At 66.3% G+C, this 19,823-nt stretch carries 18 protein-coding genes; 10 read left to right on the plus strand and 8 right to left on the minus strand.

Annotation, left to right across the window (positions count from 1 at the left end; translation table 11 throughout):
* Position 1 precedes the first annotated feature (1 nt).
* The 6 genes from BFE01S_RS29805 (at position 2) to lpxC (ending at position 6,340) form a co-directional block, all read left to right on the plus strand.
* Positions 2-943: a D-alanine--D-alanine ligase gene (locus BFE01S_RS29805; protein WP_028228645.1), complete on the plus strand. Its 942-nt coding sequence runs from the start codon at positions 2-4 to the stop codon at positions 941-943.
* 69 nt (positions 944-1,012) lie between these two features.
* On the plus strand, positions 1,013-1,765 hold the full coding sequence (locus tag BFE01S_RS29810; protein WP_028228646.1) for a cell division protein FtsQ/DivIB: 753 nt from the start codon (positions 1,013-1,015) through the stop codon (positions 1,763-1,765).
* Positions 1,766-1,792: 27 nt separating this feature from the next.
* Positions 1,793-3,025 carry a cell division protein FtsA gene (ftsA, locus tag BFE01S_RS29815; protein WP_028228647.1) on the plus strand — a complete coding sequence of 411 codons (1,233 nt, stop codon included), beginning with the start codon at positions 1,793-1,795 and terminating at the stop codon, positions 3,023-3,025.
* A 150-nt stretch (positions 3,026-3,175) separates the two neighbouring features.
* Positions 3,176-4,375, plus strand: a complete 1,200-nt coding sequence (ftsZ, locus tag BFE01S_RS29820; protein WP_028228648.1) for a cell division protein FtsZ — start codon at positions 3,176-3,178, stop codon at positions 4,373-4,375.
* A gap of 283 nt (positions 4,376-4,658) precedes the next feature.
* Entirely contained in the window at positions 4,659-5,168 is a 510-nt protein-coding gene (locus tag BFE01S_RS29825) for a peroxiredoxin (protein ID WP_028228649.1), read from the plus strand.
* Positions 5,169-5,422: 254 nt separating this feature from the next.
* A complete protein-coding gene (gene lpxC, locus BFE01S_RS29830; protein WP_028228650.1) occupies positions 5,423-6,340 on the plus strand; it encodes a UDP-3-O-acyl-N-acetylglucosamine deacetylase in 918 nt (305 codons plus the stop codon).
* A 78-nt stretch (positions 6,341-6,418) separates the two neighbouring features.
* Here lpxC and BFE01S_RS29835 read toward each other — a convergent pair whose 3' ends face one another.
* The gene (locus BFE01S_RS29835) at positions 6,419-6,892 is read right to left on the minus strand and encodes a DUF721 domain-containing protein (RefSeq protein ID WP_028228651.1); all 474 of its coding nucleotides are present in this window, start codon (positions 6,890-6,892) and stop codon (positions 6,419-6,421) included.
* 346 nt (positions 6,893-7,238) lie between these two features.
* Between BFE01S_RS29835 and secA the strand changes: the two genes are divergently transcribed.
* From secA to mutT, 4 genes are all read left to right on the plus strand, one after another.
* Positions 7,239-10,049: a preprotein translocase subunit SecA gene (secA, locus tag BFE01S_RS29840; RefSeq protein WP_028228652.1), complete on the plus strand. Its 2,811-nt coding sequence runs from the start codon at positions 7,239-7,241 to the stop codon at positions 10,047-10,049.
* 171 nt (positions 10,050-10,220) lie between these two features.
* Positions 10,221-11,462, plus strand: a complete 1,242-nt coding sequence (gene argJ, locus BFE01S_RS29845) for a bifunctional glutamate N-acetyltransferase/amino-acid acetyltransferase ArgJ (protein ID WP_028228653.1) — start codon at positions 10,221-10,223, stop codon at positions 11,460-11,462.
* 16 nt (positions 11,463-11,478) lie between these two features.
* The gene (locus tag BFE01S_RS29850; RefSeq protein ID WP_028228654.1) at positions 11,479-12,351 is read left to right on the plus strand and encodes an ATP-binding protein; all 873 of its coding nucleotides are present in this window, start codon (positions 11,479-11,481) and stop codon (positions 12,349-12,351) included.
* Positions 12,348-12,770 (plus strand): 8-oxo-dGTP diphosphatase MutT, encoded by a 423-nt coding sequence (gene mutT / locus BFE01S_RS29855; RefSeq protein ID WP_028228655.1) that lies wholly within the window; start codon positions 12,348-12,350, stop codon positions 12,768-12,770. The genes BFE01S_RS29850 and mutT overlap by 4 nt, the downstream gene beginning before the upstream one ends.
* A 93-nt stretch (positions 12,771-12,863) precedes the next feature.
* Here the strand turns inward: mutT and BFE01S_RS29860 are convergent, their stop codons facing one another.
* The 7 genes from BFE01S_RS29860 to BFE01S_RS29890 form a co-directional block, all read right to left on the minus strand.
* Positions 12,864-13,061: a DNA gyrase inhibitor YacG gene (locus BFE01S_RS29860; protein WP_028228656.1), complete on the minus strand. Its 198-nt coding sequence runs from the start codon at positions 13,059-13,061 to the stop codon at positions 12,864-12,866.
* A gap of 98 nt (positions 13,062-13,159) precedes the next feature.
* Positions 13,160-13,915 (minus strand): cell division protein ZapD, encoded by a 756-nt coding sequence (gene zapD, locus BFE01S_RS29865; protein ID WP_028228657.1) that lies wholly within the window; start codon positions 13,913-13,915, stop codon positions 13,160-13,162.
* Positions 13,916-14,167: 252 nt separating this feature from the next.
* Complete coding sequence (gene coaE, locus BFE01S_RS29870) at positions 14,168-14,785, minus strand: dephospho-CoA kinase (protein ID WP_028228658.1); 618 nt, start codon at positions 14,783-14,785, stop codon at positions 14,168-14,170.
* Positions 14,786-14,788: 3 nt separating this feature from the next.
* A complete protein-coding gene (locus BFE01S_RS29875) occupies positions 14,789-15,712 on the minus strand; it encodes a prepilin peptidase (RefSeq protein ID WP_042339034.1) in 924 nt (307 codons plus the stop codon).
* A 27-nt stretch (positions 15,713-15,739) separates the two neighbouring features.
* Positions 15,740-16,966, minus strand: coding sequence for a type II secretion system F family protein (locus tag BFE01S_RS29880; protein WP_028228660.1), 1,227 nt, complete (start codon positions 16,964-16,966; stop codon positions 15,740-15,742).
* Positions 16,963-18,243 carry a GspE/PulE family protein gene (locus BFE01S_RS29885; RefSeq protein ID WP_084170242.1) on the minus strand — a complete coding sequence of 427 codons (1,281 nt, stop codon included), beginning with the start codon at positions 18,241-18,243 and terminating at the stop codon, positions 16,963-16,965. The genes BFE01S_RS29880 and BFE01S_RS29885 overlap by 4 nt, the downstream gene beginning before the upstream one ends.
* A gap of 123 nt (positions 18,244-18,366) precedes the next feature.
* A complete protein-coding gene (locus tag BFE01S_RS29890) occupies positions 18,367-19,686 on the minus strand; it encodes an HlyC/CorC family transporter (protein WP_028228662.1) in 1,320 nt (439 codons plus the stop codon).
* Positions 19,687-19,823: the final 137 nt, after the last annotated feature.

The following is a 19,823-nucleotide window of genomic DNA, read 5'->3' on the forward strand; positions in this document are numbered from 1 at the left end:
CATGAGCAGTATCGACCCCAAACAATTCGGCAAGGTTGCGGTGTTGCTCGGCGGCGAGTCCGCCGAGCGCGAAGTCTCGCTCAACTCCGGCCGCCTCGTGTACGAGGCGCTGCGTGGCGCGGGTATCGACGCGCATCGGTTCGATCCGTCCGAGCGGCCGCTTTCGGCGCTCAAGGACGAGGGTTTCGTGCGCGCGTTCAACGCGCTGCACGGCGGCTATGGCGAGAACGGCCAGATCCAGGGCGCGCTCGACTTCTACGGCATCCGCTATACGGGCACCGGCGTGCTCGGCTCGGCGCTCGGGCTCGACAAGTTTCGCAGCAAGCTCGTGTGGCAGCAGCTCGGCATCCCGACGCCGCCGTTCGAAGCCGTGATGCGCGGCGACGACTACGCGGCGCGGGCGCCCGCGATCGTCGCTAAGCTCGGCCTGCCGCTCTTCGTGAAGCCGGCGAGCGAAGGTTCGAGCGTGGCGGTGATCAAGGTGAAGGCCGCGGACCGGCTCGTCGCCGCCATCGAGGAAGCCGCGAAGCACGACAGGATCGTGCTGGTGGAAAAGAGCATCGAGGGCGGCGGCGAGTACACCGCGTGCATCGCGGGCGACCTCGATCTGCCGCTCATCAAGATCGTGCCGGCGGGCGAGTTCTACGACTACGACGCGAAGTACATCCTCGACACGACGCAATACCTGATTCCGTGCGGCGTCGCGCCCGAGGAAGAAGTGCGCCTGAAGCAGCTCGCGCGCCGCGCGTTCGACGTGCTCGGCTGCACCGACTGGGGCCGTGCCGACTTCATGATCGACGGCGCGGGCAACCCGTACTTCCTCGAAGTGAACACGGCGCCGGGCATGACCGATCACTCGCTGCCGCCGAAGGCGGCGCGCGCGGTCGGCATTGCGTACCAGGACCTGGTCGTGAAGGTTCTTTCGCTCACGCTGAAGGATTAGGCCCTCCCATCAACCCAGATCGACGAATTGCTCCGAGCCCTCTGAGACAACAATCGCAACAGCCTCGACATGTGGAATAACGTACGCCAGCTCAACCTCGCCGCCAACGCCCTGCACGCGCTGCTCGTGCTCGCGCTGCTGGCGGCCGGCGGCATCTGGCTGGTGCAGCGCCCGAACTTCGCGCTGCGCGAAATCCGCATCGAGGGCGACACGGACCACATCAACGCGCCCACGGTGCGCGCGAGCGTGGTCGGCCACCTGAAGGGCAACTTCTTCACGGTCGATCTGGACGCCGCGCGCCAGATGTTCGAGCAGATGCCCTGGGTGCGCCACGCGAGCGTGCGCCGCGTCTGGCCGAACGCGCTTGCCGTGTCGCTCGAAGAGTACAAGCCGCTCGGCACGTGGGGCAGCGATCAGCTCGTGAGCACGGACGGCGAGCTCTTCACGGCCAACCAGGGCGAGCTGGACGAGGATCTGCCTGCGTTTGACGGGCCGGACGGCAGTGCGAAGGACGTGGTGGCGCGTTACCACGACTTCCAGAAGTGGTTTGCGCCGCTCGGCCTCACGCCCGACGAAGTGACGCTTTCGCCGCGCTACGCGTGGACGGTGAAGCTTTCGAACGGCATGGAGGTGGAGCTGGGCCGCGAGCGCAACGCGGACACACTCGGGGAGCGCACGCACCGGCTCATCGTCGCATGGTCGGCGGTCACGCAACGTTGGGGGAAAGATATCGAATATGCGGACTTGCGCTATCCGAACGGTTTTGCGATTCGGGCGGCCGGCATGCGCTTCATCAGCGACACGGCCCCGGGCAAAAAGTAACAGCACATCACACGCAACGAGCACGCTATGAGTAAAGACTACAAGGATCTGCTGGTCGCCCTCGACATCGGGACGTCGAAGGTGGTGGCCGTCGTCGCCGAAATGAAGGGCGATGGCCACTACGAGGTGATTGGTCTCGGCCAGAGCGAATCGAAAGGGCTCAAGAAGGGCGTGGTGGTGAACATCGAGGCCACCGTGCAGTCTATCCAGCGCGCGCTGGAAGAAGCCGAACTCATGGCCGATTGCAAGATCACTAACGTGTTCACCGGCATCGCGGGCAGCCACATCCGCAGCTTCAATTCGAGCGGGATGGTCGCGATCAAGGAGAAGGAAGTCACGCAGACCGATGTCGCGCGCGTGATCGAAACGGCCAAGGCGATCAACATCCCGACCGACCAGCAGGTGCTGCACATCCTCACGCAGGAATTCATCATCGACGGTCAGGAAGATGTGCGCGAGCCGATCGGCATGAGCGGCATTCGCCTCGAAGTGAAGGTGCACATCGTGACGGGCGCGGTGAGCGCGGCGCAGAACATCGTGAAGTGCGTGCGCCGCTGCGGCCTGGAAGTGAACGACCTGATCCTGCAGCCGCTCGCTTCGTCGCTCGCCGTGCTGACCGACGACGAGAAGGAACTGGGCGTGGTGCTGGTGGACGTGGGCGGCGGCACGACCGACATCGCGATCTTCAGCGAAGGCGCGATTCGCCATACCGCGGTGATTCCGATTGCCGGCGACCAGGTCACGAGCGACATCGCGATGGCGCTGCGCACGCCCACGCCGGACGCGGAAGACATCAAGGTGAGCTACGGCATCGCGAAGCAGGCGCTGGCCGATCCGGACGAGATGATCGAAGTGCCGGGGCTCGGCGAGCGCGGTCCGCGCACGCTGTCGCGCCAGGCGCTGGCGGCCGTGATCGAGCCGCGCGTGGAAGAACTCTTCTCGCTCGTGCAGCAGGTGGTGCGCGAGTCGGGTTACGAAGAACTGCTGAGCTCGGGCGTCGTGCTGACGGGCGGCGCCGCGATGATGCCGGGCATGGTCGAGCTGGGCGAGGACATTTTCCTCAAGCCGGTGCGCATCGGCGTGCCGGAGTACGCGGGGGGGCTCGCCGACGTGGTGCGCAACCCGCGCTACTCGACGGCGATGGGCCTGCTCGTGGAAGGCCGCTCGCAGCGCATGCGCGGGCGCAAGGTGGCCGTGCAGTCGGGGTCGATGGGGCAGGTCTTCACGCGCATGAAGGACTGGTTCCTTGGCAACTTCTGACGAGGGATGCGAGACGGATTGCAAGACGGATTGCGGTACGGGTTTGCGTAGGTAAGCGCCGGTGACGGCGGCTGGCGCGCGGTGGAGGGTTGCCCGATCTTCCACCGGATAACAGCCGAGGAGCGGTATCTTTTTCTTGACGGAGGCAACATGGAATTCCAGATGCTGGAAACGGAAACCAACGGCACCATCATCAAGGTGGTGGGCGTCGGTGGCGCTGGCGGCAATGCTGTTCAGCACATGATCAACCGCGGCGTGCAGGGCGTCGATTTCATCGTCATGAACACGGACGCGCAGGCACTGTCGCGTTCGCGCGCATCGGCCGTGATCCAGCTCGGCAACACGGGTCTGGGCGCCGGCGCGAAGCCGGAGATGGGCCGCGCGGCGGCTGAAGAAGCACGCGAGCGCATTGCCGATGCACTGCTCGGCGCGCACATGGTGTTCATCACCGCGGGCATGGGCGGCGGCACCGGCACGGGGGCGGCCCCGGTCGTGGCGCAGATCGCCAAGGAGATGGGCATTCTGACCGTCGGCGTCGTGAGCAAGCCGTTCGAATTCGAAGGCGGCAAGCGCATGCGCGTGGCAGAAGCCGGTGCGCAGCAACTGGAGGATCACGTCGACTCGCTGATTGTCGTCCTGAACGACAAGCTGTTCGACGTGATGGGCGATGACGCCGAGATGGACAAGTGCTTCCAGTGCGCGGACGACGTTCTGAACAACGCAGTCGCAGGCATTGCCGAAATCATCAACGTCGACGGTCTCGTGAACGTCGACTTCGAAGACGTGAAGACGGTGATGGGCGAGCAGGGCAAGGCGATGATGGGCACGGCCACGGTGGCCGGCGTCGATCGCGCGCGCCTCGCGGCGGAACAGGCCGTGGCGAGCCCGCTGCTCGAAGGCGTCGACCTGTCGGGCGCGCGTGGCGTGCTGGTCAACATCACGTCGAGCCGTTCGCTGCGTCTGTCCGAAACGCGTGAAGTCATGAACACCATCAAGAGCTACGCCGCGGAAGACGCGACGGTGATCTTCGGTGCCGTGTACGACGACGCGATGGGCGACGCGCTGCGCGTGACCGTGGTCGCGACGGGTCTCGGCCGTGCGGCGAAGAAGCAGCAGTCGGCCGCGCCGATGACGCTCCTGCGCACCGGCACCGACAATCATCCGATCCCGACGATGCAGACGTACGCACCGCAGGCGTCGGCTGGCGCGACGGCCGACTACGGCGCGCTGGATACGCCGGCTGTGTGGCGCACCTCGCGCGACACCGCGGCTTCGCACGTGCAGGCGCTGCAGGAAAAGGGCGTCGATACGTACGACATCCCGGCGTTCCTGCGCAAGCAGGCGGACTGAGTGCACGCGGTCTGGCTGCGGTGCGGGATCGGGGCAGGGCTTCAATAGCGCTTCAATAGCGTCTTGAAGCGCCCGTTCCGGCCGGCACCCGGGCAGACGATGCACGCGTCGCAATGAAGGCCAGCAGGGCCGCATCCGTGAGGATCTGCGGCAAGGACGAGCGTCCGCCACGCTTTGGGTGGCGGCAGGGCGGCGTGCCGCCTGACGATCCTGAAAGACTGATGGCAGATAATTGCGGAGTACCGCGTGTAACATGCTGGCGCATCGATGCGAAGGACGAGCCATGATCAAACAGGGTGAAGCGCTGCCCGACGCGACCCTCCACGAATACGTCGAGGACGCGCGCGAAGGCTGCACGCTGGGGCCGAACAGCTTCAGCGTGCGCGAGCAGACGGCAGGCAGGCGCGTGGTGATCTTCGGATTGCCGGGCGCCTTTACGCCGACCTGCTCGGCGAAGCACGTGCCGGGCTATGTCGAGAAGGCGGACGCGCTTGCCGCGGCCGGCGTCGACGAAGTCTGGTGCGTGTCCGTCAACGACGCGTTCGTGATGGGCGCGTGGGGGCGCGATCTGCGCACCGCGGGCAAGGTGCGCATGATGGGCGACGGCAGCGCGGCTTTCACCCGGGCGCTCGGTCTGGAGCAGGATTTGTCGGCGCGTGGCATGGGAATCCGTTCCCAGCGCTATGCGATGGTGGTCGAAGACGGCGTGGTCAAGACGCTGTTCGTCGAAGCACCCGGCAAATTCGAAGTCAGCGATGCGGCGAGCATGCTCGCCACGTTGAGCCCCGCGTGAGCGTTCACGCCCGTGTCACGTTGCCGCAGCGCAACGGGCCGGCAGCGCAAATGTGACGGGCCATTACGTAGCATCAGGCGGGCTGGTGACCGGAAACGCCTCCGTTCCGGCCATCGGCTCGTCGTTTATCCTGATAGCGTAACAACGGGAAACAGATTGTCACGCTGCGGAAAACGACGACCGCGTCCATCTGGAGTATAATTCGCGCTATGAATTAAAAAGTCCCGATTGGGATTTTCAATGAGTAGATCACTATGTTGAAGCAGCGAACCATCAAATCGATCGTGAAGACGGTCGGCATCGGCCTGCACTCGGGCCGCAAGGTCGATCTGACGCTCCGCCCGGCGGCGCCGGATACGGGCATCGTGTTTTCGCGCGTCGATTTGCCGAACGCGGTGGACATCCCCGCGTCGGCGCTGGCGGTCGGCGACACGCGCCTCGCCTCGGTGCTGCAGAAGGACGGCGCGCGCGTCTCGACGGTCGAGCACCTGATGTCCGCGTGCGCGGGCCTCGGCATCGACAACCTCTACGTGGACGTGACCGCCGAAGAAATTCCCATCATGGACGGCAGCGCGGCCTCGTTCGTGTTCCTGATCCAGTCGGCGGGCATCGAAGAGCAGAACGCGCCCAAGAAGTTCATCAAGGTCAAGAAGCCCGTCGAGATTCGCGAAGGCGACAAGTTTGCCCGTCTCGACCCGTATTTCGGCTTCAAGCTCAAGTTCACCATCGATTTCCGCCACCCGGCCGTGGACAAGACGGGCCAGGTGCTCGAAGTCGATTTCGCGAACACCTCGTACGTGCGCGAAATCGCGCGCGCGCGCACCTTCGGCTTCGCACACGAGTTCGAGATGATGCGCGACCTGGGCCTCGCGCGCGGCGGCAGCCTCGACAATGCCATCGTGCTGGACGAGTACCGCATCCTCAACAACGACGGCCTGCGCTACGACGACGAGTTCGTGAAACACAAGATGCTCGACGCGATCGGCGACCTCTACGTGGTGGGGCATCCGCTCCTCGCTTCGTACACGGCGTACAAGTCCGGGCACGGCCTGAACAACGCGCTCCTGCGCGAGTTGCTCAAGCACGAGGACGCGTGGGAGATCGTGACGTTCGACGACACGCAGAAGGCGCCGCGCGGTTTCGGCTACGAGGCGCAAACGGCGTTTGCGTGATTGAGTCTGACGACTGGCGCAATGCGCGACAAAAAGGGTGGCTCGATGCCGCCCTTTTTTATTTTGCACCGCGATTGCCTAGCGCTTCTTCACATGGCGCGCGGCCATTTTGGCCAGCGCCTCCTGGAGCGGCGAGGGCGGCAGTTCTTCGCTGAGCGCCATCAGCGCTGCGGCGCCCATCGGCGACATGCGCGCCTGCTTGGGCGGCTTGGGGTCCTGGACCGACTGGGGCCGCACGCGGATGCGCACCGAATCGACCGGCCAGCCGCGCGCGCGCAGGTCGGCCACGAGACGCGGCTCCAGGTGCCGCAGCCTTGCCGCGAGCGCGTTGTGCGCGGCGAAGAGGGCAAGCTGCCCGTCCTTGATGAAGCCGGGTTCGACGCTCGTCGCCAGATAATCGGGCAGGAGCGCCTGCAGATCGCGCCGCATCGAAGCCATTTGCTCGACGCCGGCGCGCAGCGGCGCAAACGCGTCGGTGCGGCTCAGCAGTTCGGCCACGGGCTGCGCGTAGCGCGGCCTGGACGGCCTTGAAAACGGCGAGAAACGGCTCATGTCGGATAGGTTTGGAGTGCGCGCGCGTGGCTCGCGACCGGGTGCCGTCATTGTAGCCTGCGCGGTGTGTGCCCACGCGCCTTCCGGCTCATCGGCCAGAGCCCGCCCACGGGCGGCTCCGGGCCGCCGGGAGGCTTCCGGCGCGGGCATTTTGCGCGTGCGGCCCGTCTCGCGCCTGACACAGGCGGGTGTGAGGGCGCGTGCTAAAATGCCCGATTCGAATCCACCAATTTGGGCTTAAGCCGCCGAGGTCCTTCCGATCCGGGTGCATCGCGTACGTCGGATGCTGTTTGCGTCTGATGGGCGAAGGAATCCCGGCTGAAGCCGCGACGCAGACACCGATCCGATGACCACCGGTTTCTTACAGAAAATCTTTGGCAGCCGCAATCAGCGCCTGATCAAGCAATATCAGAAGACGGTCGCGGCGATCAATGCGCTCGAACCGCAGATCGAGCAATACACCGACGAGCAACTGCGGGCGAAAACCGCTGAATTCCGCGAGCGCGTCGCGAAAGGCACGTCGCTCGACGAATTGCTGCCCGAAGCCTTCGCGGTCTGCCGCGAGGCCAGCAAGCGCGTGCTGAAGATGCGCCACTTCGACGTGCAGCTGATCGGCGGCATGGTGCTGCACTACGGCAAGATCGCCGAAATGCGCACCGGCGAGGGCAAGACGCTCGTCGCGACGCTCGCGGCCTACCTGAACGCGCTTTCGGGCCGCGGCGTGCACGTCGTGACGGTGAACGACTACCTCGCCCAGCGCGACGCCGAGTGGATGGGCCGCCTCTACAACTTCCTCGGTCTTTCGGTCGGCATCAACCTGTCGCAGATGGACCACGCCATGAAGCAGCAGGCTTATGGCGCGGACATCACCTACGGCACGAACAACGAGTTCGGCTTCGACTACCTGCGCGACAACATGGTCTACGAGACCGAGGCGCGCGTGCAGCGTGCGCTGAATTTCGCGGTCGTCGACGAAGTGGACTCGATCCTGATCGACGAAGCGCGCACGCCGCTCATCATCTCGGGCCAGGCCGAAGACCACACCGAACTCTACGTGCGCATGAACGCGCTGCCGCCGCTGCTCGAGCGCCAGATCGGCGAAGAGAAGGCCGACGGCACGGGCGTCGAAAAGCCGGGTGACTACACGCTCGACGAAAAGGCGCGCCAGGTGTTCCTTACGGAATCGGGCCACGAGAAGGCCGAGCGCATGCTCGCCGAGTGGGGCCTGATCGGCCAGGGCGAGAGCCTCTACGCGCCGCAGAACATCACGCTCATGCACCACGTGTACGCCGCGCTGCGCGCGCACACGCTGTTCTACAAGGACCAGCACTACGTGGTGCAGAACGGCGAAGTCATCATCGTCGACGAATTCACCGGCCGTCTCATGGCCGGGCGCCGCTGGTCGGACGGGCTGCACCAGGCCGTGGAAGCGAAGGAGCACGTGAAGATCCAGAGCGAGAACCAGACGCTCGCTTCGATCACGTTCCAGAACTACTTCCGCATGTACGCGAAGCTCTCGGGCATGACCGGCACGGCCGACACCGAAGCGTACGAATTCAACGAGATCTATGGGCTCGAGACGGTCGTGATCCCGACCAACCGCGTGCCCAAGCGGATCGACAAGCAGGACCAGATCTACAAGACCGCGCGCGAGCGTTACGACGCCGTGATCCGCGACATCCACGAGTGCTACGAGCGTGGCCAGCCGGTGCTGGTGGGCACGACGTCGATCGAGAATTCGGAACTGCTCTCGCATCTGCTCACGAAAGCCGGCCTGCCGCACGAGGTGCTCAACGCGAAGCAGCACGCGCGGGAAGCGGCGATCGTCGCCGAAGCGGGCCGTCCGCAGCGCGTCACGATCGCCACCAACATGGCGGGCCGCGGTACCGACATCGTGCTGGGCGGCAACGTGGAGAAGCAGGCTTCGTTCATCGAAGCCGACGACGCGATTCCCGCCGATGAAAAGGCGCGCCGCATCCAGAAGCTGGGCGACGAATGGCAGACGCTGCACGATCAGGTGAAGGCCGCAGGCGGCCTGCACATCATCGGCACCGAGCGCCACGAGTCGCGCCGCATCGACAACCAGCTGCGCGGCCGTGCGGGCCGGCAGGGCGATCCGGGCTCGTCGCGCTTCTATCTGTCGCTCGAAGATCCGCTCCTGCGCATCTTCGCGGGCGACCGCGTGCGCGCCATCATGGACCGCCTCAAGATGCCGGAAGGCGAGGCGATCGAAGCGGGCATCGTGACGCGTTCGATCGAGTCGGCGCAGCGCAAGGTCGAAGCGCGCAACTTCGACATCCGCAAGCAGCTGCTCGAATACGACGACGTGTCGAACGACCAGCGCAAGGTGATCTACCAGCAGCGCAACGAACTGCTCGAAGCGCATGACATCACCGAGACGATCGGCGCGATGCGTCATGGCGTGATTACCGAGATCGTTCATCAGTTCGTGCCGCCGGGCAGCATCGAGGAACAGTGGGACGTGCCCGAGCTCGAGGAAGTGCTGCGCAACGAATGGCAGCTCGACCTCGCGATCCAGGAGATGATCAACGAGTCGTCGTCGATCGACGCCGGAGAGATTCTGGAAGCCGTACAGGCCGCCGCCGACGAAGCCTACGAGCAGAAGGTCACGCTGGTGGGCCGCGAGTCGTTCAGCGCGTTCGAGCGCTCGGTCATGCTGCAGACGCTAGACCGCAGCTGGCGCGAGCATCTGGCCGCGCTCGATCACCTGCGCCAGGGCATCCACCTGCGCGGCTATGCGCAGAAGAACCCGAAGCAGGAATACAAGCGCGAGGCGTTCGAACTCTTTGCCGCGATGCTCGAAGCGGTGAAGCAGGAAGTCACGCGCATTGTCATGAACGTGCAGATCCAGTCGCCGGAACAGCTCGAACAGGCCGCCGAGCAGCTCGAAGAGCAAGGCAGCCATCTCGAGAACGTGGAGTTCCGTCACGCCGAATTTGCCGAAGCCGCCGCAGGCCCGACGGCTGCGGCGCCGGCCGCGGCCGACGCCGCAGCGGCCATGGTGGGCGCGGCCATGAGCCACGCCGGCCAGGGCGCGGCGCCCGACGGCCAGGACGTGCCGAAGGTGGGTCGCAACGACCCGTGCCCGTGCGGCAGCGGCAAGAAGTACAAGCAGTGCCACGGCAGGATCTCGTGATGCGAAGCGGTGCGCGCGCGCATTTGCAGTGGCGCGCCGCCGCGCAGCACATGCGGCTCTGCCGTTGATTCCGGTGGCCTGGACGTCGTTCCAGGCCTTGCCTTTTGATTCCCAATGCCGGCCAGGCTCGATGCGCCTCGGCCGGCATTGCCTTTTCGACAGGTCGCCACCATGGCTGTCAATTTCCCCTCGATCGATCCCGCCCAACTCCATCCGGTCGCCGGTGTGACGCTGGGCTGGGCCGAGGCCAACATCCGCAAGCCCAACCGCAAGGACGTGCTCGTGATCTCCGTCGATGAAGGCGCGAGCGTTGCGGGCGTGTTCACGCTCAACCGCTTCTGCGCGGCGCCCGTGACGGTGTGCCGCGAGCACCTCGCGAAGGTGCGCGCCGGCGGCAAGGGCATCCGCGCGCTCGTGATCAACACGGGCAATGCGAACGCGGGCACGGGCGAGCCCGGCCTCGCCAATGCGCGCGCGACCTGCGACGCGCTGGCGAGCCTCGCGGGCATCGAGCCCTCGCAGGTGCTGCCGTTCTCGACCGGCGTGATCCTGGAGCCGCTGCCGGTGGATCGCCTGATCGCGGGTCTGCCCGCCGCGCTGGAGAACCGCAAGGCCGCGAACTGGTACGACGCCGCCCAGGCGATCATGACCACGGACACGCTGCCCAAGGCCGCCTCGCGCCAGGTCGCGATCGACGGCCACACGGTCACGCTCACCGGCATCAGCAAGGGTGCCGGCATGATCAAGCCGAACATGGCGACGATGCTCGGCTTCCTCGCGTTCGATGCGAACGTGGCGCAGCCGGTGCTCGACGAACTCGTGAAGTACGTGGCGGACCGCTCGTTCAACTGCATCACCATCGACGGCGATACGTCCACCAACGACTCGTTCATCCTGATCGCCTCGGGCAAGTCGAGCCTGCCGGCCATCGCCTCCACGGACTCGCCCGCTTACGCGGCGCTGCGCGACGCGGTGACGGAAGTCGCACAGACGCTCTCGCAGCTCATCGTGCGCGACGGCGAAGGCGCGACCAAGTTCATGACCGTGCAGGTGGAAGGCGGCAAGGACGTGGCCGAGTGCCGCCAGATCGCCTATGCGATCGGCCACTCGCCGCTCGTGAAGACGGCGTTCTACGCCTCCGATCCCAACCTCGGCCGCATTCTGGCCGCGATCGGCTATGCGGGCGTGACCGACCTCGACGTCGAAAAGATCGACCTGTATCTCGACGACGTGCTCGTCGCGAAGGCCGGCGGCCGCAATCCCGAGTACCGCGAGGAAGACGGCCAGCGCGTCATGAAGAACAGCGAAATCACGATCCGCGTGCTGCTCGGCCGCGGCAACGCGCAGTCCACGGTGTGGACCTGCGACCTTTCGCACGACTACGTGAGTATCAACGCGGACTACCGCTCCTGATTCCGGTCTCAAGGCTATGGACAAGCTCGAACAGTTTCTGACCCGCGCCGAGGCGCTGCTCGGCCGACTCGAATCCGTGCTGCCGCCCGCGGCGCCCGACGTGGACTGGAATGCCGCCGTGGCGTTCCGCTGGCGCAAGCGCCAGGGCCGCGGCTATCTGCAGCCGGTGCCCTCGGTCTCGTCGATCTCGCTCGACGACCTGCAGAACATCGACCGCCAGAAGGACCTCATCGAACGCAACACGCGCCAGTTCGTGCAGAACAAGCCCGCGAACAACGTGCTGCTCACGGGCGCGCGCGGCACCGGCAAGTCGTCGCTCATCAAGGCGTGCCTGAACGCGTTCGCGAAGGACGGCCTGCGGCTCATCGAAGTGGACAAGGACGACCTGCACGACCTGGGCGACATCGTCGATCTGATCGCGACGCGCCCCGAGCGCTTCATCGTGTTCTGCGACGACCTCTCGTTCGAGGAGGGCGAGTCGGGCTACAAGGCGCTCAAGGTGGCGCTGGACGGATCGGTGGCCGCGCAGGGCGACAACGTGCTGATCTACGCGACCTCGAACCGCCGCCATCTGCTGCCCGAGTACATGAGCGACAACGAGACGTACAAGCACATGCCCGACGGCGAAATCCATCCCGGCGAGGTGGTGGAGGAGAAGATCTCGCTGTCCGAGCGCTTCGGGCTGTGGGTGAGCTTCTACCCGTTCAAGCAGGACGACTACCTGACGATCGTCGGTCACTGGCTGCGCCACTTCGGCTGCAACGACGCCGAAGTGGAGGCCGCGCGCGGCGACGCGCTGGTCTGGGCGCTGGAGCGCGGTTCGCGCTCGGGCCGCGTGGCGTGGCAGTTCGCGCGCGACTGGTCGGGCAAGAAGGTGCAAGGGGCATGAGCGGGCAGACGAAGGGCGCCGGCGCAGCGGCGCGCCCCGTGACCGAAGTGGCCGTCGGCGTGCTCGTGCAGCCCGACGGCCGCTATCTGCTCGCGCAGCGTCCCGAAGGCAAGCCTTACGCGGGCTACTGGGAGTTTCCGGGCGGCAAGCTGGAGGCGGGCGAGTCGGTCGAGGCCGCGCTTGCGCGCGAACTGCACGAGGAACTGGGCATCGACGTGAAGGCGTGCCATCTCTGGCATACCCTCGAGCACGATTACCCGCACGCCTATGTGCGCCTCTTCTTCTGCAAGGTGACCGAGTGGGACGGCGAGCCGCACGGGCGCGAGGGCCAGGCGTTCGTCTGGCAGTCGTTGCCGGCGAGCGTCGAGCCGCTGTTGCCGGCGACGATTCCGGTGCTCGAATGGCTGGCCGCCGAGTGACGCAGTGAGGTGAGGCAAACGAGTGAGGCAAACGAAAAGGCCGCTGTGCAGCTCAGTTCGCACAGCGGCCTTTTTGCCGATGCATCCGGCTATCTATTGACGGGTGTCCGTGGGCGGCGCTTCGTCGTCGGGCGGCGTATCGTCATCCGAGCCGCCGATGCGGTATTTCTCGGCCGCCCACGCGCCCAGATCCATCTGCTTGCAGCGTTCCGAGCAGAACGGGCGGAAACGGTTTTCCGGAACCCAGCGGACATCCTTGCCGCAGGTTGGACATTTGACGACGGTGGCCATGCTTTCGAAGGGTCAGTCGGTGGGCGCCGCGCAAGGCGGGCGCCGGGTTGGCAAAATGCGGGGCGAAATCCGGTTCGGAAAAACGGCGCTGCCCGCTGTCACAGGCTGCACAGCGTTAGCTGGAACGGCACGTCCACGTCCACGGCGCGCGGGCGCAGATCGCCGTCCTGCACGGTGAAGCGCACCCACAGCATGTACTTGTTGGCGCTTGCTTCGGGAATCACGCGCAAATCCGGTGCCACGCGCACCTGCATCAACTGATAGGCGCGTCCCGACAGCATCTGCTGGTAGCTGCCCTGCATGGCCATCACCTTCGACGCCTGTCCCGATTCGCGCGCGAGGCGCAGCACGATGGCGGCGGCATCGCGCAGCGGCAGCAGCGGCATGACCCATTTGGCAATGTCCTGGCGGCGCTGGTCGGGATGCAATTGTTGCCACGCGTAGTAGGACGGCAGGTCGAACTTGCAGGTGCCGCCCGGAATGATCGCGCGGCTGCGAATGCTGGCGAGCCATTCGTTATCGGCCAGGTGCTGGCCCGTCTTGCCCTGCATCTGCGTGAGGCCCGCGAGGGTCTGCTCGATCTCGCCCAGCACGGTTTCGAGCGCATTCTGCTCGATACCCGGATTGCCGCGGAACGGCGCAAGCGTCTGACGCTGCCTTTCGAGCTCCTTCATCAGGTCCGACTTGAGATCGGCGCGGCCGGCCACTTCCGCGATTTCGAAAAGCGTCGTGAGCGCAACGTGATGTTCCCTCGGATCCTCCTGAGTCAGGAAAAACGTGAAGCGCTCGAACAGGTCCTCGAGGCGCAGCAGCGTCCGGATTCGCTCGTTGAAGGGATACTCGTAAAGAATCAAGCGCGCTCGCCTCGGGCGTGGTCGGTGAAGGATTTGCAAGACATTCTAATGCCGCGATGCTGCGGTCGCAATCGCGGGTGGAATGGCCGGCTGGTGCGGCTTCTTCACGGCTTACCCGCGACTGGCTCACGGTTTCCCCGCAACCTCCTCGCGGTTTGCTGCAGTTTTCCGCGGTTTCCCGTCGTTTCCCGCCGCTTCCTCTTCCTGGCGATTCTCCAGGCGGATTCCCTCTGCGCGGGCGTTCAGCTGTTTTCAGCCTCGCGCGCCCGCGGACCCCGCGAGCGCGAGGTAACGCGCGTGCAGCCTATCCACGTCTTGCGAGAGCGCTTCGAGGGTGGCGCCGTCGTTGACGATGATGTCGTCCGCGGCGGCGAGCCGCGCCTCGCGCGTGGCCTGGCGAGCAATGATGGCTAGCACCTGCTCGCGCGTGAAGCCGTTGCGGCGCATCACGCGCGCGATTTGCGTCTCGACGCTGCAATCCACGGCCAGCACGCGTTCGACACGCGTTTTCCACGTGCCCGATTCGACGAGGAGCGGCACGACGACGATGACATACGGCCCGCTCGCCGCAAGCGAAGTGCGTTCGGTCTCGTAGCGGATGAGCGGATGCGTGATCGCTTCGAGCCGCTTGCGGGCCGTTTCGTCGCTGAAGACCAGCGCGCGCATGCGGGCACGATCCATGGAGCCATCGGGCGCCACGAATTCGGGGCCGAACTGCTCGCGGATCGCCGCCATCGCGGCCCCTTGGGGTGCCGTGATGTGATGCGCAATCGCATCGGTATCGACGACGGGCACGCCGTGCGCCGCGAACAGGTCCGCCACGGTCGATTTGCCGCTGCCTATGCCGCCTGTCAGTCCGATCGAGAACATCGATCAGGTCCCCCACACGAAATACAACGGTGTCCCCACGAACAGCGTGACGAGTGCCCCTGCCGCCAGATACGGGCCGAAGGGCAAAGGCTCCTCGAAGCGCATGCGCCCGGTCCAGGTGGCGACGAGGCCAACCACGGCACCGCCGACGGCGGCGATCACGACGATCTGCGGCAGCGCGCCCCAACCCAGCCAGGCGCCGAGTGCCGCGAGCAGTTTGAAGTCGCCGTAGCCCATGCCTTCGACGCCGCGCAGCAGCCGGAACACCCAGTACACGCACCAGAGCGCGAGGTAGCCCGCAATGGCGCCGATCACGGCCGTGTGCAGCGCAACGAACGTGCCCCACAGATTCACGATCAGCCCGGCCCAGAGAAGCGGCTGGGTGATCTCGTCGTAGAGCATCTGGTGTTCGAGGTCGATCGCGCTGGCGGCGATCAGCGCCGCGCACAGCGCGAATGCGGCCAGCGCCTTGCCCGAAGGCCCGAACGCGGCGAGCGCGAGCACGGCGCAGGCGGCGCCCGCCAGTTCTATGAGCGGGTAGCGGGCGCTCACGCGCGCGTGGCAGTGCGAGCAGCGGCCGCGCAATGCGAGCCAGCTCAGCACGGGAATGTTCTCCCAGGCGCGCAGCACGTGGCCGCAATGGGCGCAGGCGCTGCGCGGCAGCCACAGGTTGTAGCGCTCGGGCAGGCCATCGCCGGCAAAGAGCTGGCCGGTGGCTTCCGCGGCGTCGGCGCGCCAGGCGCGTTCCAGCATGATCGGCAGCCGGTGCACGACCACGTTGAGGAAGCTGCCGACGATGAGCCCGAGCACGATCGCAAACCCCGTCAGCAGGGCGGGCGGCAGTGTGGCGAGCGCGGCGCCGATGGCATTGGCCGGGCCGGCGGGCACGAGATCGGAGGCGGAAGCGGACAGGAAATGAATGGGCATGGCGGGTGCGGAAATCTGGCAGCGATGCTACACCACGTTGCCGAGTTGAATGATGGGAAGATACATCGCCACCACGAGGCCGCCGACCAGCGCGCCGAGCACGACGATCACGAGCGGTTCGCACAGGCTCGCAAGCAGGCCGATCTTCTCGTCCACCTGGCGGTCTGCGAGCGAGGCAACGTCGAGCAGCATGGCGTCGAGCGCGCCGGATTCTTCCGCCACGGCCACCGGCTGGATCACGTCGCCTGGAAAGCAGCCGGCGGCGCGCATCGCGCTGGCGAGCCGCTCGCCATGCCGCAGCCGCGCGCTGATGCCGGCGCTCGCGTGATCGAAGAAGGCGTTGCCGCTTGCGTGCGTGAGCGAGTCGAAGGCGTCCGCGAGCGGCGTGCCGGCCGTGAGCAGGGTGCCGAGCGCGCGGCTCCAGCGTGCCGCGCACAGTGCCGTGAGGAGCGGGCCCACGAAGGGCAGTTTCAGCACGGCGCGCCCGAAGGCGATGCGCGCGCGAACGGAGCGGCGCAGCACGCCTTGGGCCGCGAACACCGCAGCCGCGGCGCACAGGGCTGCGGGCAGACTCCAGCGTGCGGCACCGGCCGAGAGCATCAGCACGAATTGCGTGGGCGCGGGCAATGCGGCGCCGAAGCCGTCGAAGATCTGCTTGAAGGTCGGCACGACCCACACGAGCAAAGCCGCAGTGATAGCCACGGCCAGCAGCATGACGGCGACGGGATAGGTGAGCGCGGCGCGGACTTTGGAGCGCTGCGCAGCGGCGCGCTCGCGGTCGTCGGCGATGCGCGCGAGCACGCCCGCAAGCGTGCCCGATGCTTCGCCCACGGCAACGAGCTGGCGATAGAGCACGCCAAAGCGTGCGGGATGGCGCGCGAGCGAGTCGGAGAAGCGCAGGCCGGCCGTTAAGTCGCGCGCAAGCGCGGCCGCGATACGGGGCATGCCGCCCGGGCCCGGCGACTGCGCCAGGAGTTCGAGCGAGGGCGCAAGTGGCAGGCCGGCCCGCTGGAGGCTCGATAGCTGGCGGGTGAAGCGCGTGACGTCGGCGTGGCTGGCACGCGGCACCGGTGCTGCGCGCCGCTGCTCCAGCGCTGTGACCGTGATGCGCTCGCGTTTGAGCGCGCGCCGGGCGGCGGCCATGTCGGCGGCGATCAACATGCCGCGGCACGGGCCGCCCGAGGCGTCGATGCCCCGCCACGCGTAGCGCCATTCGGCCGCCGTTGCGCCGTCTTCCGCGCGCGCCGGCATCATGGCGAATCCGTTGCGGCAAGCGCTTCGGCGAGGCTCGTGGTGCCGTCGCGTACTCGCCCGAGCGCCGCCTCGCGCAGCGTTGCCACGCCTTCCTCACGCGCCTGGCGGGCGATGACGCGCGCGCCTTGTTTCGCCACGATCAGATCGCGCAGCGCATCCGATATCGGCATCACCTCGTGAATCCCGATGCGCCCGCGATACCCGATGCCGTGACACGCCTCGCAGCCGCGGGCGGCATAGATCGGATGGCCCGCGTCCAGCCCGGCGGCGCGCAACGTGGCAGCCGATTCGCCGGCGAGGGCACGGCATTGCGTGCAGAGCTTGCGCACGAGCCGTTGTGCCGTGACGAGCCGCAGCGCGCCGGCCAGGTTATAAGGTTCGACGCCGATGTCGATGAGCCGTGCCGCGGCGGCCGGCGCGTCGTTGGTGTGCAGCGTGGAGAGCACGAGATGCCCGGTCTGTGCGGCTTTCACCGCGACGCTGGCGGTTTCCTCGTCGCGAATCTCGCCGATCATCACGACGTCCGGATCTTGCCGCAGCAGCGCGCGCAACGCGAGCGCGAAGGTGAGGCCGGCTTTCTCGCGCACGTTGACCTGGTTGATGCCGGCAAGCTGGATTTCAGCCGGATCTTCCACGGAGCACAGATTGCGCGAGTCGTTGTTGAGCCGTTGCAGGAAGCAGTAGAGCGAGAGTGTCTTGCCGCTGCCGGTCGGCCCTGTTACCAGGGCGAGGCCATGGGGCGCGCGGATCGCCTCGGCGACGATTTCCTGCTGCGCTTCGTCGAGCCCGAGCGCGGCGAGCGAGAGATTCGCGGGCAACGCTTCGAGCCGCCGCAGTACGAGTTTCTCGCCGAAGAGCGTGGGCAGCGAATTCACGCGATAGTCCTCGGCGGGTTGTGCCGGGCCCGATGGCGCGAGCCGCAGCCGGCCGTCGAGCGGAATGCGCCGCTCCGCGATGTCCATGCGCGCCAGCACCTTGACACGGGTGATGAACGGGTCGCGCAGATGGGCCGGTGGCCGAGCCGCTTCGTGGAGCACGCCGTCGATGCGCAAGCGGATACGCCAGCCGTGCTCGAGCGGTTCGACGTGCAGGTCGGACGCGTTGCGGCGCGCCGCTTCGCGCAGCGTTTCGGTGAAGAGGCGCACGGCGGGCGCGTCGTCCGCATGGGCCGCGGCGAGCGAGGCGGATGGCGCGGCGCGCGCGATGCCGCCGCTCGCCGCGCTTTGCACGGCGGCATACGCGCGACGCGAAGTCTCGCGATAAGGAATGGTTAGCATGGAATGCCGGCTGGGGGGCCGCCTGCGTGAAGGAACGGCTCCATCATCGAATGGCGCACGAGCGCACGCCATTCGTCCGGATGGCTAACGACGCTTAAGGATGCTGAATGACGCTCAGGATGCTCAACGACCCGGCAGGAGCTTCTTCGCCTTCTTCAACGGGCTGGTGCGCGGCTTCGCACCGGGCTTGAAGAGCTTCACCGTGCGCACGGCCTGATCGTCGCTGCGCAGCACTTCGAGCTTCGCGTCGCCGATCTGCACGCACACGTCGCCCTCCGGAATCTCTTCGAGCACTTCGAGGATCAGACCGTTGAGCGTCTTCGGGCCGTCGGTGGGCAGTGTCAGATGCAGCCAGCGGTTGAGTTCGCGCAAGGGCATGCTGCCCGGCACGATGCATTCGCCGTCCTCGTTCCAGCCGCCGCGGCCCGTGCCGCTGCGTGGCAGCGTGGTGGTGAATTCGCCGATCAGCTCTTCGATGATGTCTTCCGGCGTCACGAGACCTTCCATCTCGCCGTATTCGTTGACCACGAGCGCGACGCGGTGGCGGCTTTCCTGGAAGTACTGAAGTTGCTGGAAGACGGGGGTGCCGGTGGGCACGAAATAGGGATCGTCGAGCAACTCGCGCAGCGTATCGCGCTCAAGCTCCTGGTTGTGCAGCGCCGAGAGCGTCTTGCGCACGTGCAGCACGCCCAGCACGCGGTCGATGTCGCCTTGATAGACGATCAGCCGGTTGTGATAGCAGGTTTCGAGCTGGTGCAGGATGTCGTCGAGCGGGGCGTCGAAGTCGAGCGCCTCGATGCGACGGCGCGGAATCATCACGTCGTCGACGGTGATGTTTTCGAGGTCGAACAGATTCAGGAGCACGCTTCGGTGCTTGGTCGGCATGAAGCTGCCGGACTCGAGCACCATGGTGCGCAGCTCTTCGGTTGACAGTCGCTGCTCGCGCGCGTCGCGCGTATTGATGTGCAGCACGCGCAGGACGGTGTTGGCGAACAGATTCACGAACCAGACGATGGGCTTCGTCACGCGCATGAGCGGCGCGATCAGAAGGGCCGCGGGCAGCGCGATCTTTTCCGGGAACGTGGCGCCGACGATCTTCGGCGTGATTTCCGCGAACACGATGATCAGGAACGCGACGATGCCGGTCGCGATCGACAGCACGAGGTTGTTGTGGCCGAACGTGTGCAGCGCGATCGAGGTGGTGAGGACCGGGATGATCGTGTTGAAGAGATTGTTGCCGATCAGGATGACGGTGAGCAGCAGGTCCGTGCGGCCGAGCAGGCTTTGCGTGGTTTTCGCGCCCAGCGCGCCCTGGTTTGCAAGGTGTTTGAGCCGATGACGGTTGAGCGCCATCATCGCCGTTTCGGAGATGGAGAAGAGGCTGGAGCAGATGAGCAGGACGAAAACGGCGCAAATCTGCGCCCACAACGGGAGTTGGTCCACGCGTCGCGTAAGTAAGAGAAACGGATGGGGGGACTATAGCAGAGAGGAATTGGCGTATCGGACGTTGCCGCACGCGCGGCGTGCCGGGCCCGCCTGCAGGGAATGGCCAGGACACTTGCCCAGAACGCGGACGAAAA

Origin of the sequence: Paraburkholderia ferrariae NBRC 106233 (assembly GCF_000685035.1) — a bacterium.
GTDB classification, from domain to species: Bacteria; Pseudomonadota; Gammaproteobacteria; order Burkholderiales; family Burkholderiaceae; genus Paraburkholderia; species Paraburkholderia ferrariae.